The sequence below is a fragment of the Natronoglycomyces albus genome (genome assembly GCF_016925535.1).
GTDB lineage: Bacteria > Actinomycetota > Actinomycetes > Mycobacteriales > Micromonosporaceae > Natronoglycomyces > Natronoglycomyces albus.
Window position 1 is genome coordinate 414,486 of sequence record NZ_CP070496.1, and the last position, 15,359, is coordinate 429,844.

General features: G+C 62.4%; 11 protein-coding genes and 1 tRNA gene. 5 read left to right on the top strand and 7 right to left on the bottom strand.

The window, feature by feature from the left end; translation table 11 throughout:
• Positions 1-94: 94 nt before the first annotated feature.
• The 3 genes from amrB to fahA form a co-directional block, all read right to left on the bottom strand.
• On the bottom strand, positions 95-889 hold the full coding sequence (gene amrB, locus JQS30_RS01725) for an AmmeMemoRadiSam system protein B (RefSeq protein ID WP_213171686.1): 795 nt from the start codon (positions 887-889) through the stop codon (positions 95-97).
• 178 nt (positions 890-1,067) lie between these two features.
• Positions 1,068-2,189, bottom strand: coding sequence for an AmmeMemoRadiSam system radical SAM enzyme (amrS, locus tag JQS30_RS01730; protein ID WP_213172920.1), 1,122 nt, complete (start codon positions 2,187-2,189; stop codon positions 1,068-1,070).
• A gap of 194 nt (positions 2,190-2,383) precedes the next feature.
• Positions 2,384-3,601, bottom strand: coding sequence for a fumarylacetoacetase (gene fahA, locus JQS30_RS01735; protein WP_213171687.1), 1,218 nt, complete (start codon positions 3,599-3,601; stop codon positions 2,384-2,386).
• Positions 3,602-4,031: 430 nt separating this feature from the next.
• Here fahA and JQS30_RS01740 point away from each other — a divergent pair, with 430 nt between their 5' ends.
• Together JQS30_RS01740 and JQS30_RS01745 are read left to right on the top strand one after the other, a co-directional pair.
• On the top strand, positions 4,032-5,198 hold the full coding sequence (locus tag JQS30_RS01740) for a homogentisate 1,2-dioxygenase (RefSeq protein ID WP_213171688.1): 1,167 nt from the start codon (positions 4,032-4,034) through the stop codon (positions 5,196-5,198).
• A 1,060-nt stretch (positions 5,199-6,258) separates the two neighbouring features.
• Entirely contained in the window at positions 6,259-7,518 is a 1,260-nt protein-coding gene (locus JQS30_RS01745; protein ID WP_213172921.1) for an amidohydrolase, read from the top strand.
• 363 nt (positions 7,519-7,881) lie between these two features.
• On the opposite strand, the gene JQS30_RS01750 is transcribed toward JQS30_RS01745, so the two are convergent.
• The gene (locus JQS30_RS01750) at positions 7,882-8,373 is read right to left on the bottom strand and encodes a YajQ family cyclic di-GMP-binding protein (RefSeq protein ID WP_213171689.1); all 492 of its coding nucleotides are present in this window, start codon (positions 8,371-8,373) and stop codon (positions 7,882-7,884) included.
• A 458-nt stretch (positions 8,374-8,831) separates the two neighbouring features.
• On the opposite strand from JQS30_RS01750, the gene JQS30_RS01755 reads away from it, so the two are divergent.
• Both JQS30_RS01755 and JQS30_RS01760 read left to right on the top strand, forming a co-directional pair.
• Positions 8,832-8,916: transfer RNA gene (locus JQS30_RS01755), tRNA-Tyr, on the top strand.
• Between the two features lie 553 nt (positions 8,917-9,469).
• Positions 9,470-10,309: a class I SAM-dependent methyltransferase gene (locus JQS30_RS01760; protein WP_213171690.1), complete on the top strand. Its 840-nt coding sequence runs from the start codon at positions 9,470-9,472 to the stop codon at positions 10,307-10,309.
• On the opposite strand, the gene JQS30_RS01765 is transcribed toward JQS30_RS01760, so the two are convergent.
• Together JQS30_RS01765 and JQS30_RS01770 are read right to left on the bottom strand one after the other, a co-directional pair.
• Positions 10,306-10,815: a tetratricopeptide repeat protein gene (locus tag JQS30_RS01765; protein WP_213171691.1), complete on the bottom strand. Its 510-nt coding sequence runs from the start codon at positions 10,813-10,815 to the stop codon at positions 10,306-10,308. The genes JQS30_RS01760 and JQS30_RS01765 overlap by 4 nt on opposite strands.
• Before the next feature lie 187 nt (positions 10,816-11,002).
• A complete protein-coding gene (locus tag JQS30_RS01770; protein ID WP_213171692.1) occupies positions 11,003-11,371 on the bottom strand; it encodes a hypothetical protein in 369 nt (122 codons plus the stop codon).
• A gap of 81 nt (positions 11,372-11,452) precedes the next feature.
• Here JQS30_RS01770 and JQS30_RS01775 point away from each other — a divergent pair, with 81 nt between their 5' ends.
• On the top strand, positions 11,453-13,549 hold the full coding sequence (locus JQS30_RS01775; protein WP_213171693.1) for a MalT transcriptional regulator family protein: 2,097 nt from the start codon (positions 11,453-11,455) through the stop codon (positions 13,547-13,549).
• Here JQS30_RS01775 and JQS30_RS01780 read toward each other — a convergent pair.
• Entirely contained in the window at positions 13,485-15,290 is a 1,806-nt protein-coding gene (locus JQS30_RS01780; RefSeq protein ID WP_213171694.1) for a hypothetical protein, read from the bottom strand. The two genes, JQS30_RS01775 and JQS30_RS01780, sit on opposite strands and share 65 nt — an antisense overlap.
• Positions 15,291-15,359 lie beyond the last annotated feature (69 nt).

The following is a 15,359-nucleotide window of genomic DNA, read 5'->3' on the forward strand; positions in this document are numbered from 1 at the left end:
GTCACTGACGTGTAGGGCCGTCGCATGTTGTCACTGCCAAGCCTAGACCACAATGGCCAGTTGCCGCTGGGCTATGCCGTCACCCGCACCGGTCTCACCGCAAAGACATGGCCGCATAGCCGACAACCCGATCATGGTGGCCGCTGACCTCGCCCGAATGCGTCAGCCGCAACAGCTCTGGGCGCAAACCCTCCCGCCTTGCCCACTCCAAACACGCGCGCAAGGCGAACACTCCACACGCGTCCGAAGTGGAGATGTCGTCCGGACGCAGGTCCACCATCGCCTCGGCGGTTCGCTCGTCAATCTCAGTGGCCGTCGCGCCATCATGGTAGTGCGACAAATCAGTCGAACACAACAATACGGTGGCACCGTCACCGCTGGTGGCATCCATGATCCGGGCGATAAGGTCCGCGACCTCAATGTACTGGGAGACCCCGACGGCCACCGGAAGGATCTCCACCTCCGGTAGGCACTCTTGAATAAAAGGGATCTGCACCTCGATGGCATGTTCGCGCTCGTGCGGTGTCGCGTCAACCCGCAGTGCCGCCTGAAGTTCGGCTGGCAAAGAGGCGACCCTTTGCAGACCCAATGGCGTTTCCCACTGCCGGTGTGGGGAAAGCGCAGTCCCTCGAAGTGGTTCGAAATGGGAGGGGCCTAGCAGGACCACCGTGGAGATTTGCTCCCGGTGCGAGCGCAGTCGCGCGTACACCTGCGCTGCCACGCCTCCGGAGAAAACATAACCCGCATGCGGCACCACATACGCTCTAGCCAGGCCAGATGACTCACCTTCGGCTGAATCCAAGAGTTCGGCGATGTGTTCCCGCAACCGCTGTGGAGAGCGTTGGTAGAAGCGGCCCGCGACAACAGGGGAACGCACCTGGTCGGTCATGGAGCACCCTCCACTTCGTATCGGGACTGTAGGCGGATCGTACAAGGCCAGAACCTATGACGCACGCTTCCCTCTCAAAGAGCGGACACCGCAATGGCGAGCCCGCTCATTCGCCTGGTGCCAAGCCCCTTGCGTGTGCTGCCTTCGCTGGCAAAGCGGTCAGGCCGCAGCCTCACAGTCAGGAGAATCGAACCGGCAGCCGCCGCGCTCCCCACGATCCGGCTGGACCCGCGAAAACTCCCGGAAGCTCATAGCCGCACCTCAGGCACGCGCCCGAGTCTGACACCGCGTAGGCGCCGATGACGTGCCAATCGCGTTCGATGACCAGGCTTTGACAGCCCGGACAGTACGTGGAGGACGAAGCCGCCTCGTGCACATTCCCGGTGTAGACAAATCGCAAGCCCTCACCGAGGGCGATCGTCCGCGCCCGCAGCAATGTGGCCGCCGAGGTTGGCCTCACGTGACGCATCTTGAAATCGGGATGAAACGCGCTGAAGTGCAATGGTACGTCTGGCCCCAAGCGGTCGGCGATCCAAGCGCACTGGGCGGCGACCTCAGCGTCGGCGTCGTTATAGCCTTCGATGAGCAACGTGGTGATCTCCAGCCACACATTGGTCTCATGGCGCAGGTATTCCAATGTCTCCAAGACCGATGCCAACGATCCCAGCGCGACCTTTTTATAGAACGACTCGGTGAAACCCTTCAGGTCGATATTGGCCGCGTCCATATGCGCGTATAGCTCAGCGCGGGGTGCGGCGTTCATGTAACCGGCGCTCACCGCCACCGACTTGATTCCTCGCTCGCGACAGGCGATCGCCGTATCGATCGCGTACTCCAAGAAGATGGTCGGATCGTTGTAGGTAAACGCGATCGAGGCGCAGCCCAGCCGGTGCGCCTCGAGTGCTAGGCGCTGCGGTGAGGCATTGGCGGACAATGTCTCGATCTGACGCGACTTGGAGGACTCCCAGTTTTGACAGAAGCGACATGCCAAGTTGCAGCCCGCAGTACCAAACGACAACACCGGGGTTCCCGGCAGGAAGTGATTGAGTGGTTTTTTCTCGATCGGGTCCACGCAGAATCCCGAGGAACGGCCATATGAGGTGAGTACCAGCTCATCACCCTGCCGGGCCCGGACGAAACACAGGCCCCGTTGACCCTCGTTCAGACGGCACGCCCGCGGACACACGGTGCACTCGAGGCGGCCGTCGTCCAGCCAACGGTAATGATCGGTGGCCACGGTGAACTCGCCGCGCTGCGAGCGCGGCGGGACAGGCGAGGCGTGGCCCGGATCGTGGCCCATCATGTTCCTTGCGCGCCGGGTGTACCGTGATCGGCCCCGGCAGATGGTTAGCAGCATTGACCGTACATATTCCAGCGTATCGCCTGGAAGCGGCCGTGTTAAGGCGTGTGGCCCCGGTTAATTCCTCGCCCGGTGCCTATCGTGGTGGGTGCGGCCGGTCGACGCGTGCCCACGCGGCCGGCCGCACCCAGTGCTCAACCGTGGCGGGCCGGGCCAATGGTGCCCTCGACCTCACCTAGCGCGATAGAGGTCCCCTTGGGGCCGGGAGCCGTCGCCTCGATGCGTACTGTGTCGCCATCGCGCAAATACGTGCGCGGGGTGCCGTCTGCCAGCATCACCGGCTCTTGGCCGCCCCAGGTCAGCTCCATGAAACAGCCTCGCTCGCCCTTGGTCGGGCCTGAAACCGTGCCCGAACCGAACAGGTCGCCCGGTCGCACCATTGCCCCGTTCGATGTCAAGTGCGCCAACTGTTGCGCGGGTGTCCAGTACATCTGTCGCAGGTTCGGCCGCGCCACTTCCGTGCCGTTCCACTGCACGCTCAGCCGCACGTCGTACGCGTAACGGTCGGCCTCCTTTAGATAGGCGGGAGTCTCCGGTCCCTGTGGGGGAGCCGTGGTCATCGCCGGAGCCAGCGCATCCAGCGGGGTCACCCACGAGCTCATGGTCGTGGCGAACGACTTGCCGGTGAACGGGCCCAGCGGCGTGTTCTCCCACGCCTGCAAATCCCGGGCCGACCAGTCGTTCAGCAGCACCACCCCAAACACGTGCTCCTTGAACTCATCGGGGCTGATACCAGTGCCCAGTGGGTTGGCCGAGCCCACGACGAAACCAACTTCAGCCTCGATGTCCAGGCTGAACGACGGCCCGAAGTCGACGCGATCCTCCACAATGCGTTGGCCGTGCGGGCGGGTGATGGCGGTGCCATTGGGCATCACCGTTGCCGCGCGCCCTTGATAGCCCAGTGGCTGGTATTTCCAATTGGCCGGCAATGCCTCTGCCCCAGGTCGGAAAATGTGCCCCAAGTTGGCCGTGTGGTGCTCCGAGGAGTGGAAATCAGTGAAGTCGGTGACCAGGAATGGCAGGTGCATCTGTGCCTCTTCAATCGGCACCAGCCAGGACGAGGCCACCTCTCGCATGCTCGGCTCGGTCAGGGCGTCGTGTACTTGGGTGCGGACCTTGGTCCACATCTGACGCCCCAGGGACATAAAGCGATTGAGCACCTGATCTTGCAAGGCGGTGCAGGTCGGGCAGTCCTGGCAGTTGCCCGCGCGTACCGCCAACTTCATGTCGAAGACAAAGTCGCCGATGCGCACCCCGATGCGCGGCGTTGGGTCCTCTGCCGTGGAGAAGACTCCGTAAGGCAGGTTGTGGATGTTGTAAGGGCTCTCATCGGCGCCAGGTACCCAGCTCACGTTGACTCCTTTATGTGTCGCTGTCCTTGAATTGGGACGGTTGTGGGGTATAACGAGCCAGGCGCTGGACCGTCGCGCGCACCAGTGGTGATTCGCAGCGTCGGGATGAGGACTGTGAGCTGGGCCGCAAGTGGTGGCTCTAGTAGAGAAATCTGCGGTAGTCCGTAGGTGTTCTTGGGGCCGCGCTGAGCCGCAACTCGACTAGTCGCCGCCGCTATCGCCCACCCATGGTAGGTAAACTTGTTCAGCAATGGCCGCTGACAGGTATAAACCTGACTAGAAAAGCCGCTGACAATCGCGATTATTGACCGATTGCGGTAGCTTGACAGAAACCCGGCGGTCGCAGAAGCTAAGAGAGAAGAGCGAATAACCCTCCTGCCTCCCCTCCGCGGTGGCCGGGAGCTGTGCAGGTGTGCAAAGGAGTACAGACATGCCGTTTTACCGCCAAGTGGGCGAGATACCGCCTAAGCGTCACACCCAGTTTCGCCAGCCTGACGGCAGCCTCTACGCCGAGGAGCTGATGGGGGAAGAGGGCTTCTCGTCCGACTCCTCGCTGCTGTACCACCGGCATTTGCCGACCGCGATTCGCGCCAGTCAGCCATGGGACCTCGCCGAGGTGACCACCACGCCGAACCATCCGCTGAAGCCCCGGCACTTCCAGCCGCACAAGCTCGCCGCCGGTGGCGACGCCGTTCGCGACCGGCACCTACTGTTGAGCAACCCCGATGTGCGCATCAACTACGCGGCGGTCACCAACGCCTCGCCGCTGTACCGCAACGCCACCGGGGACGAATGCCTGTATGTCGAATCCGGTTCCGCCACCGTGGAGACGACCTTCGGTGCCCTCGACATCAGCAAGGGCGACTATCTGGTGATCCCGATGTCGATCATCTACCGGGTGGTGCCGCACGAAGAGCTGCGGTTGCTCATCATCGAGGCCTCGGGCCACATCGGGCCGCCCAACCGGTACCTATCCAAGCGGGGCCAGTTTCTGGAACATTCGCCCTATTGCGAGCGCGACCTGCGTTCGCCAAGCGAGCCGTTGCTGGTCGATGGGGAGGACGTCGAGGTCTATGTCCGCCACCGGGGGGCTGCGGGGGCGCACGTGGGCACCAAGTTCACCTTCGCCAATCACCCCTTCGACGTGGTCGGCTGGGACGGATGCATGTACCCGTGGGTGTTCTCCATCTATGACTTCGAGCCAATCACCGGGCGTATCCACCAGCCACCTCCGGCGCATCAGACCTTCGCCGGCCCCGGATTCGTGGTGTGTTCGTTCGTGCCGCGCAAGGTCGACTATCACCCTGATGCGGTACCGGTTCCCTATAACCACCACAACGTGGATTCCGAGGAACTCATGTTCTACGTGGGAGGGGACTACGAGGCCCGTAAGGGGTCGGGCATCCGCCTGGGTTCGATGTCGCTGCATCCGGGTGGGTTCACCCACGGTCCGCAGCCGGGCGCGGCGGAGGCCTCGTTGGGAGCGGAGAAGTTCGACGAGATGGCGGTCATGATTGACACGTTCCGGCCCCTGCAGCTGGCGCAGCCCGCGCAGGAGTGCGAGGACCCCGACTACGCGTGGACGTGGGCTCAGTAACCACGGTTTTTCCCTCCGCGATACTGCGGGGGCAGGGCTAAAGTGGCTCGCGGGTGCGTACGCACCCGCGAGCCACTGTCGTATTCAGCCAGCCGCCGGTTACCCAAGCCATGCGTTCTGCGGCGGTCTGTCGAAGTGAGGGTCCCGGGCGTGAACGGGCGCTGGTTGTGAAGCGGTCGACGCAGCCTGCCGGTGGGCTCCCTAGATGTCTACCGTGGCGTGGATGCGAATCCGAATAGCGATAACCAATTGTGGCGCTGACAATTCATAGGGTACCGAAAGTGCAATTATTGCTATATCAACATTGGGAATCCCGCTCATTGAATACCCTCAGTGATCGTTCACGCGTAATTCTTTAGGGCGAAAGTCGGCCTTTCATCGGGGTAGTTAGTTCACTGTAGAGTGATGGGGATCGGTGTGTCATGGCGTTCAATTCGGCGTGCGCCAGCGCGCGGGGGCGAGCATTCGAGATTCCGGCGGCGGCGATGTCGGGCTCGGGAATCGGTTGATTTCGCTCGGTGTTGAGCGGGGTAAAACGGGTGGTCGAATTGGCGCTGGTGTCCGGTCTCACAGGGTCACGATGTGTAAGCGGTGAGAAGTTGCGTCCTTAAATAACCGTTTTGGGGCCAGTTTTTGCGTCTCAGACTGCGGGAGTCGCACAGTATGTGCGGTACAAACGCGAGCCCATCGGGCAAACTGGGTGTCAGGAACCCGACTGATGCCGGTTTGGGGGAGCCGAGAAAGTTGACAACTTTCACGTCATACCGGCCGCGCAGTTCCGTTTAGTTACTGAAAGAACCGTAACTTATCACCAAATGCGACCGTTAGGGATTGTAGAGCCACTGGTTGCGCACTGGTCTAAGCTAATCACCTATATATAAATTGGCTCTCATCAATATCTGCTTATGGAGGCGTGGAGCTCATGCAAATGCTCGATGCAGACGCAAACCCCGGACACACTACGGCAACTGGTCCCATCATGGGCGACCTGTTGCAGAGGGTCGTGCACCCGGAACTTGCGAACGTAGCGTCAGCAAACCAGCAGAAGAACCTGGCCTCAATGTCCACAGCGGGTCTTCGGACTCCTGATTCAGACCGCGCCTTGGGGTCGGATGCGGAGACAACGGTGCCTATTCCGCTGCCAGAATTCCTCGATGACTGGCTTGGCCGCAACCACGACGACCTCGTCGCCATGCGCCGCCACATCCATGCCAACCCTTGCTTGTCACGTGAGGAACAGCCCACCGCCGAGTTCGTCGCCCGGCAACTGCAAGACGTGGGCCTAAAGCCCGAGTTCATTCCCGATGGCACCGGCTTGACGTGCGACATTGGCTCTGGTGACCGGGTGATTGCGATTAGGGCCGACATGGACGCACTACCCATCCATGACCCGAAGAACGTGCCATACCGCTCCACCGTCGACGGCGTCTGTCACGCCTGTGGGCACGATGCCCACACCGCGATCGTGGCCGGAATCGGCAAGGCTCTCGCGGCACTGGCCCACAGCAGTGAGCTTCCCGCTCGCTTTCGATTGATCTTCCAGCCCAGTGAGGAGAAATTCCCCTCCGGCGCACCCACCATGATCAAACATGGCGCGCTCTCGGGGGTGGACGCGATCTTCGCCTTCCATTGCGATCCTCGTTTGGAAGTCGGACGGGTCGGAGTGCGCAATGGTCCGCTGACCGCCGCTTCGGACATGATGGAAGTCAAACTCACCGGTTCCGGTGGGCACACCTCGCGGCCGCACTTGACGACGGACCTGGTTGACGCGATCTCCCGGGTGGTCACCGATGTGCCCCCGCTGCTGCAGCGCCGGATCGACCCTCGCCAAAGTGTCGCCCTGGTCTTTGGCGCGATCAACGCAGGCAACGCCGCGAACGCGATTCCGCAGGTGGCCACCGCCCGCGCGACCTTGCGGGTACATGACCGCGAACTGTGGCACTCGCTGCCGCAGGTGATCAAAGAGATCACCTACGACGTGGCCAAGGCTTCCGGTGCCGAATGCGAGATCGACTACACGCGCGGGGTTCCGCCGGTGATCAATGACCGTGCTGCGGCGGCGATGTTTGCCGGGGCGACCTCTGCCGCGCTAGGCCCGGAGGCGGTGACGGAGAGCCCAGTGTCGATGGGGGGCGAGGACTTCGCCTACTACCTGGAACAAGTGCCCGGTGCGATGGCGCGGCTGGGGGTTGGTCGCCCGGATGGTCAACAATTCGACATCCACCAGGGAAACTTCGACATCGACGAGACGGCCTTGAGTCACGGGGTGCGCGTCATGATGCACACGATCTTGGCCGCGGCCGCGTCACCGGGTTTTTAGGGCTGTTTTCGCACAAATCTGACGGTGCGAAAGCGCATTAGTATTGCATACTGAAGATCTGACAGCTGGCGCTGTTCGAAGTGTCCCCCGGTCAATACCGGGGGACACACTCTTATGCGTGGGTTCGAGGTCGATCGACACGTTTGGGGCCACCCAGCCATGGGCCTTGGCCGGGGATGAGGTATGCGATTGAGCCGCTGTCGCATGGTGAATAAGGCAGCCATCTATCGCCTACCGCAGTGAAACCACCGCCAGGCATGGGAGAACCGGCCGCTTAGTGTGGGTCCGCGACCGGATTCGACGCTGTGCCTTGGGCCCGTTGAGGGCATGGCGGCCTAGCGCTCGCCCCGGAGAGGCCCAGCGCTAGCGGTAGTTCGTGAACTGCAATGCCACATCGAGGTCGGAGTTCTTCAGCAGGGTGATGACCTCTTGCAAGTCGTCCCGCTTCTTGCCGGTGACGCGGATCTTGTCACCTTGGATCTGCGGTTTGACCCCCTTAGGGCCTTCATCGCGAATGATCTTGGTGATCTTCTTGGCTTTGTCCTGCGCGATGCCCTGTTGGAACGTCCCGTCGATCTTGCTGGTCTTGCCCGATGCCTGTGGCTCGCCAGCGTCGAGGGCCTTCAAACTGATGCCCCGTTTGATGAGCTTTTCCTTCAGCACATCGAGAGCGGCCTTGACCCGGTCCTCGGTCTCAGCCGTCAGCGTCACAGCCTCGTCTCCGGACCGTTCGACCTTAGCTCCGGTGCCTCGGAAGTCGAACCGGGTCGACAGCTCCCGAGATGCCTGGTTGATGGCATTGTCCAATTCAGCGAGGTCGATCTCTGAGACGATGTCAAACGACGCGTCTGCCACGGCTGTGCTCCTTCCGAGTGGGGCTAATGCGGGCCAGTGTTAAAGAGTTCCTAGCAGATTCCCGTTTTCGCTGCGGGGTGTTCTGTCGTACGTGGCCGCGTCGTCGGCATGAGCCCATACCCGCCGGGTATGAACTAGTACCGCCGCCTTACCAGTCACCGACAGCGCACTATCCGCGCCATGGAAACAAATCTGATGGGAACTCTAAGCTTATCCTTTCGCCTAGCGGGCCTCTTAGCCTGCCGCGCCAACCTGGCGGGCTGAATCCAAACCCCGATCACGAAGGCGAATTCACGTCACGCCACGGGTATCGACGCAGTTCAGGAATCCGGTATGACTCACGCCCCAATTGCCCCGAGCCCGGGTGCGAACGATGATGGAGCGACCGTTATCCTAGTGAACGCCTAGCCCGACAGCATTTGAGTTGGGCGGTTTGTATGACACCTGAATAGATTCCTGGCGCGTTGCCCGAGCGGCCAAAGGGAGCGGACTGTAAATCCGCCGGCTCAGCCTACGTTGGTTCGAATCCAACACGCGCCACCAGGAACAATCAGCCCGTCACCAGCAGATACGCGGTGGCGGGCTGATTGCGTCTGAACCAGTGATCCGGCCGGGATCGGTTTGCTCTAGCCAGTCTTGTGCCCCAGCCCTACCGGGGCCATCGATCGGGAACAGGCTTGGTGGATTCACCCCTAGGTTTTCAGTGGGACGTCAAGATCCGGGCAGCTAGTCAGCAGCCCCGGCTAGTCTGCTCTGGATGCCACCCGAGGCAGAATCCGATCGGCTAGCGGCAAAGCCAGTCCCGCTCAGCGAAAGCCCCATCACACGGGCTCGACGGCGGGCCCGACATTGGCCAGATGACGAAAACGCTCCCGGTGGCTATGCTCAGGCAGAGCTTTGAGACGGTGTTAGGTGAAAAATCCGCATAAACAGACCATTGAGTTCCAGATCGGCTACCGCCACCTCTGGACCCAGCGTCTCACTGACTTACCGCATCGTCACGTCACCGCCACCGTGCCTGGCAGCGACGATGCGGTCCTAGACTCAGGCGTCGCACCAGCCCCGCGAGGCCTCGACATAGCGAAGGGGACGACAGGTGAAACCCACCGACCGCAAGTCAACGTCACGCCAGATCTTGACCGAAGAGGCTTACAACGGCGACGCCCTTCTATCTACCCGGCAGCGTCTATACGAGGACCAGTATCCCGCCCATGACTTGCCAGCGCTGGCCTCTGACGCGATTAAGACCGCCTGCGCCGGCAGCGCGCGTGGGCAAACCATCATTGATGTGGGCTGCGGAAACGGCCGTTACGTGGAGCGCTTGCGGCAGGATTTTCCCGACGCGACGGTGATTGGCGCCGATCTGTCACCGGCGATGGTGGAGCTGGTCCCTGAGCCGTCCCAGGTCGTCGACATCCAGTCGCTTCCCTTTGCCGACAACAGTGCCGAGGCGTTGCTGGCGATGCACATGCTCTATCACGTGCCCGATATCGACCAGGCGATCTTTGAACTGGCCCGAGTGTGTACCCCGGAGGGCATCGTGATCGTCTCCACGATGTCCTCGCAGGATAAGCGGGAGTTGACACAGTTGTGGTCGACGGCCTTGGCCTTGTACAAGGGGGAGCCGTTGCCCGCCGCGCCGGTGAGCCAAACCGGGGTCTCTTTCCTGCTTGAGGATGCCGAGGCGAAACTGGCGCGACAGTTCGACACTGTGCATCGGCTCGATCTACGCAGTGAGGTGCCGTTGCGGGAGGCGGGCCCCATATTGGCGCACATGGCCTCGCAGCGCAGCTTTACGGATCTGGACGACGCGCAGTTTGACGCGGTGCTCGACATTGCCCGGATGCTGGTGATGGGACAAATCGAGGAGCGGGGCCGGATCGTGCTGCGCACTCACATCGGTTTTGTGATCGGTCGGGAGCCGAAACCTCGCTAGTGGTGCTGGGCGATGCTCTTGGCGTAGTCGATCGCCTGCTCGGTGGAGGCGATGAGGTCGGCGTCGCCCGCTTCTTTTCGCAACGTCAGCGCCTCTTCGAGTACGGCCAGGGCGGCGGTGACGTCCCCTGCTTCGGTGAGGTGTTTTCCGTAGTGCTGGAGAGCGAAGTCCAGGTAGTCGCGGCTGTGGACATGCGCGATGCCGATGGCGCGTTGATACAGCTCGGCGGCAGTCTCTCGGTGACCGCTGTAGCGGTAGGCGTCGCCGAGGTTGATTAGGGCGGCCATGCGCCGGGCGTGGCTGTCGGCCCGCGCCAGGACTTCGGTGAGGGTGCTAATGGCCCGGTCGTACTCTTCGAGCAGGATAAAGCCGATGCCGTGTTGCCGCAGCAGCGGCTGGTTGACCGCTCCGGTGGAGGTGGCGGCGATCCAGGCACGCAACCCTTCGGCGTCGGTGGTGTACATGCGTCCGTTTTCGGCGGTGTCGAGGAAGTCAGACAGTGACATGGGTGGCTCCGGTGGTGGGCATTAAAAGTACACAATGGACTATCTGGATTCTATGAGCATGACGCAAAGATGCGAATTCAAGGCGCAACAGACGAAGTTTACACAGGTGAACAAGCCGAGGAGAGCGCCGAACGAGAAGCCTCTAGTGGCCCTTTACCGTGCGGCGGAGCCCTCAACCCGATGCGGTTTAGAAGTTGAAGTCGCCATCGACTTTCAGGTTTTCCACCTGCATCACCTTGCCGACCTTGGCCCCTTTCGAGATCGTGAAAGTGGTGGTCTTGGTGGCTTCTCGCAGGTGAGTGTCCATCTGTTCGGCAAAGTCGCGATCGCGCTGGCGCAGTATTTCGATGTGGGAGGCCACGAGAGCTACGTCGGCTTCGCTGGCCTCAGGCTGTTGCCCTTGCTCTAGCGCCACGGCCGCTTCGGTGTCACTGCCAAGTCGCTTGCGCACCAGGTTCACGAGCTTTTCGAGGGTGCCTTTGCCGCCCTGCATGAGAAACTCGGTTGTCTTTCCGGCACAGGCGGCGGCGACCGCCATCAGAACGGGATCTGGCATCGGTGGCTCCTTATCGTGGCACCCGACCAGTGTATCGGTGTGGGACGATGGTGGGGGTCTGCTGAGTGTAGGGAGTTGCCAGTGTCGAAGCGAGACCGGGAGGGAGCCGAACACATCCAAATGGAGTTCGGTGGTACGGCCGACAAGGTTGTGCAGGCTGCCCGCGTTGACACGATGCACGTGACCGTCAATGCCCACCTTGGCGCGGGCCAGTCTGGAGGCAACGGCGACCAGTCCCCGCCGACCCGCCCCAGCGAAGTCGCCCCGCCTCCCCGGATGTTCTTCGCCCGCCACGATGTGCTGCGCAACTTGTCGGTCTTGGTCGACTCCGACGGGGCGGCGTTGATTCTCATCCACGGCTGGAAGGGCATCGGCAAATCGGCTGTGGTCAGCCAATGGCTGGTCCACAATGCGCAGCGCTTTCCCGATGGGGAGCGCTATATAAACCTGGCGGACTACCACCAAAATGGGGGAATCGCGCAGGCGCTGCGCGACCTCCTGCGACGACTGTCCATTGACGACGATGCGTTGCGGGGGCCTCTGAGCGATCTCATCTCCCGCTACCGCTGTCATTTCGCCGACAAACACGGCGTCATCGTGGTGGACAATGTGACCGCGATCGAACAGGCCGAACAATTCCTCACCAATAACCCCGGCCTGCTTGTGGTCGCGATCAGCCGCAAGGAACTGGCCAGCCTTGAATGCGAACCGGTGCGCGTGGAGGCCTTCACCGAGGCCGAGGGGCTCGCATTCCTCAAGACCAGTGGCTTGGAAAATCGAGTCGAGGCCGAACCGGGACCCACTGCGGAACTCCTCCGGTTGTGCGGGGGATTCCCCCGCCATATCCACCGGGTCGCCGCCCAGTTGAAACACCGAGGCAGCCTGCGGATCGCCGACTTCGTCACAGAGCTGAGGCTCCAGAGCGAACCGATGCTCGCGGTGTTCGACGATGCCTATGCGGAACTCTCTGCGCCCGCCGCCCACCTTTACCGACTCTTGTCGGTATTCCCAGGACATCGGGTAGACAACGGGGCCATGTGCGCGGCGACCGGTTTCGATGAGGGCACCGTCGTTCAACTGCTCGAAGAGCTTCGCACCTGGGGGCTCGTGACCGAAACGGGCCCGGGACTCCACGAGATCGACGAGGCGGTTGCCCGCCACGCGAAGGCCTGCGCCGACCGTGATGCCTCGGCCCAGACGATGCGCGACGCGCTCCTTGGCTGCTTGCGCCACTACAGTTTGCTAGCCGCCTATGCCGATGAGACCATCATGGGCGATCGGCTGCGGGTAAGCCCGAAACCACCGGCGCGTAGCCAACCACTCTTTCCCAACCAGGGCGCGGCGCAAGAGTGGATGCGAAAGAACCGCGCCCTCCTGGCGGCCCTCGTGCGCCAGGCCAACGAAGCGGGCCTCTACGAACTGTGTTGGGCGTTGGCCGACAACATGTGGGCGCACTACACCAACGAAAAACGGCCCCTGGAAGCCGCCAGTATCTACCACCTAGCCGCCGCGTCGGCACGGGCCACACCCGACTACGCGGCCCTCTCACGCATGCTGGGGCTAGAGGCGAAATCGCTGACCGACGCGGGGGAGTACGACGCGGCGCTCACCATCGCCAACGAAGCCGAGCAGGTGGCCCCGCCAGAGGAGACCCCCATGGGCGCTCGGCTGCGCTCCAGCGCGATCGAGTTCCAGGGACGGGCTCAACACAAGGGCGGCTATCTCACTTCCGCCCAGGACAGTTATCAGCGGGCACTAGCTATGGCCCCCCGGCCCCGCTCACGCGGACTGCTGCACCGATTCCTCGCCCAAGCACATCGCCAACGCGACGAGACCGAACTGGCCTTGAGCGAATGCGACCGATCCATCGCGTGTTTCAAACAGGCCCAAGATGTGCGCAACCTTGCCATCTCGACGCTGGAAAAGGCTCGCCTACTACGCGCTAGCGGGCACAAGACCGAAGCGATATCCGAGTTCCGGCACGCACAACTACTGCTGGCCCAAACGGCGGCGCACTACTACGAATCGCAAGCCTGGCACGAGATATCCCAGCTCACCGAAGGCCAAGAGCGGATCGACGCTCTATGGCAGCAATTGCGACTGCTGCGTTTGATCAGCGACCCTGCCCAAAACGAGATCGCCCAACTCCTGCGCCAGCACGAGCCTGACGCACGGTGACCACAAGGCGCTCCTGGCCCCGCTGAGCCACCAGCCGCGATGGAAACTCGGCCAGATCCCGCCGATGCAAATGCCAATACAGGGCGCTGGCACAAATATCCAAAGCCGCCGCCGCCAGCGGGCCCGGTTCGGCCGTGAACTCAAACCGCCACGAATCTTGCCTGGGCCGGGCCCGAGTGATGACGATGGACCGATTCTCGCCGACGCGAACGCTCGCCACCGAACATAGCGGATGATGCTCCACCATTTCGGCTAGCACGGCGTCGGCCTCCCAAACGGCCACTGGCTGCCTGTGATGCAGCAACACCGGAGCCTCCCGCCATTCGGGGCGACGAGTGGCCACATCGCTGACCTGGTGAGCCGAGGCGAAACCATCACCGGCTTCGTCAAGATCCGGGCTCTCCTCCCACGCAGCCAATGGATAACGCCGCCAGGTCACTTGCTGCTGCTTGAGGCGCACCCGCACCATCCAGCTGCTCGTCGGTCGGCATTCCCGCTCCAGACTCGGCGATTCCAACAATGTCGGCCGCCACCGATACTCCGGCAAGTCCAGGTCAAGTAGGTCATAGATCATCTCGGTAAGCAAAGCCGCAGGAGTGTCCGAAGCGCTGCGGGTTTGGCGTGCGCTCTCGGGCTCATACAGAATCTGATCGGTGAACTCCCGGTAGCGACCCGAGGGAGGATCGTCGCGCAGCGACTCCAACTGCCCCAACCAGCTCGTATCGGTCGTGAACCGAGGAGCGGTGGCCCCAAAGGCGCGCAGTGGCTCCCCAGCCGGAATCTCGGCGGAACCGAACGACGCCAGTGCGATCGGTTTGTCGAGCGCGGCCGCGTAGAGGGTCACCGAGCCATGGTCGCCAATGACGATGTCCGAGGCGATGAGCAAAGCTCGCCAGCCCTCCTGCGCAATCGGCATAATCAGCCCGTTTTCACAGGCGGGGCGCTGCAACTCCGGTAGTGGGCCCCGATGCTCGGTACCGACATTCGGGTGAGGAATGAAGGCGACCGCGTAGTCGTCGCTGGGCAATTGGGCCAGCAGCCGCCGCGGCAGAGACGGGTTGGCCGCATAGGCCGAATGAGGGCCCCACGTGGAGGCCACAACGACGAGAGTGCGCTCACCGATTCCAAGGTGCCGACGGTATTGGCTGCGGCAGTGAGCGCTGCCCCTGAGACGCTCCAGACACACATCCCCAATGACCGCCGCCTTTGGAAGCGCCTCGGGGAAGTCAATGGCGAGTCGATCGCGGGCCGCCACACCCGGTAGGGCCAGCGCGTCGGGAAGGTTGCCACTATGGCCGCGCAGTTGATCGGCCGAAACCCCCGATACCCCGTCGATACCGGTACGTCTGCGCCCGTGTCCGGCCCCATGCGGCAGCAGGAGAAGTTTGCCGGGAAGGTCGGGCAGATCGTGATGGGCGCTGGCCGAAATCGTCAGGTCCGGTTGGAGCGCGTTGACCTCACTCCAGGGGATGACGGTGTGTGTGAGTTGATTGCTCAGCTGCCGAGCGCCGGATTCGAATTGTGAGCCGGGGTGAGTCGAATAGGTCAGACGCAGTCGAGAGTCCGTGGCCAAGAGCGGGCGGACGTCGAAGTGCAATCGGGCGAGAGCTTGGAGGGTGCGGCCGGTCAGGAGAATGTGCCGTTCGGCCGGAACGGTGGCTGGTGACTGGTGACTGGTGACTGGTGACTGGTGACTGGTGACTGGTGACTGGTGACTGGTGACTGGTCTACTATAGTTCATTTGCGCCCTGAACTGCGTATTTGTGCCTGTGTCGCGGCTGTGTCGAACCGTTGCGACCCTAGCGAATTC

What these genes read in the sequence shown, in the direction of transcription:
- JQS30_RS01765 (WP_213171691.1), bottom strand. Translation starts at nt 10,815, where the DNA reads ATGTCACTGTCTGACTTCCTCGACACCGCCGAAAACGGACGCATGTAC.
- JQS30_RS01740 (WP_213171688.1), top strand. Translation starts at nt 4,032, where the DNA reads ATGCCGTTTTACCGCCAAGTGGGCGAGATACCGCCTAAGCGTCACACC.
- JQS30_RS01780 (WP_213171694.1), bottom strand. Translation starts at nt 15,290, where the DNA reads ATGAACTATAGTAGACCAGTCACCAGTCACCAGTCACCAGTCACCAGT.
- JQS30_RS01745 (WP_213172921.1), top strand. Translation starts at nt 6,259, where the DNA reads ATGTCCACAGCGGGTCTTCGGACTCCTGATTCAGACCGCGCCTTGGGG.
- amrB (WP_213171686.1), bottom strand. Translation starts at nt 889, where the DNA reads ATGACCGACCAGGTGCGTTCCCCTGTTGTCGCGGGCCGCTTCTACCAA.
- JQS30_RS01770 (WP_213171692.1), bottom strand. Translation starts at nt 11,371, where the DNA reads ATGCCAGATCCCGTTCTGATGGCGGTCGCCGCCGCCTGTGCCGGAAAG.
- amrS (WP_213172920.1), bottom strand. Translation starts at nt 2,189, where the DNA reads ATGGGCCACGATCCGGGCCACGCCTCGCCTGTCCCGCCGCGCTCGCAG.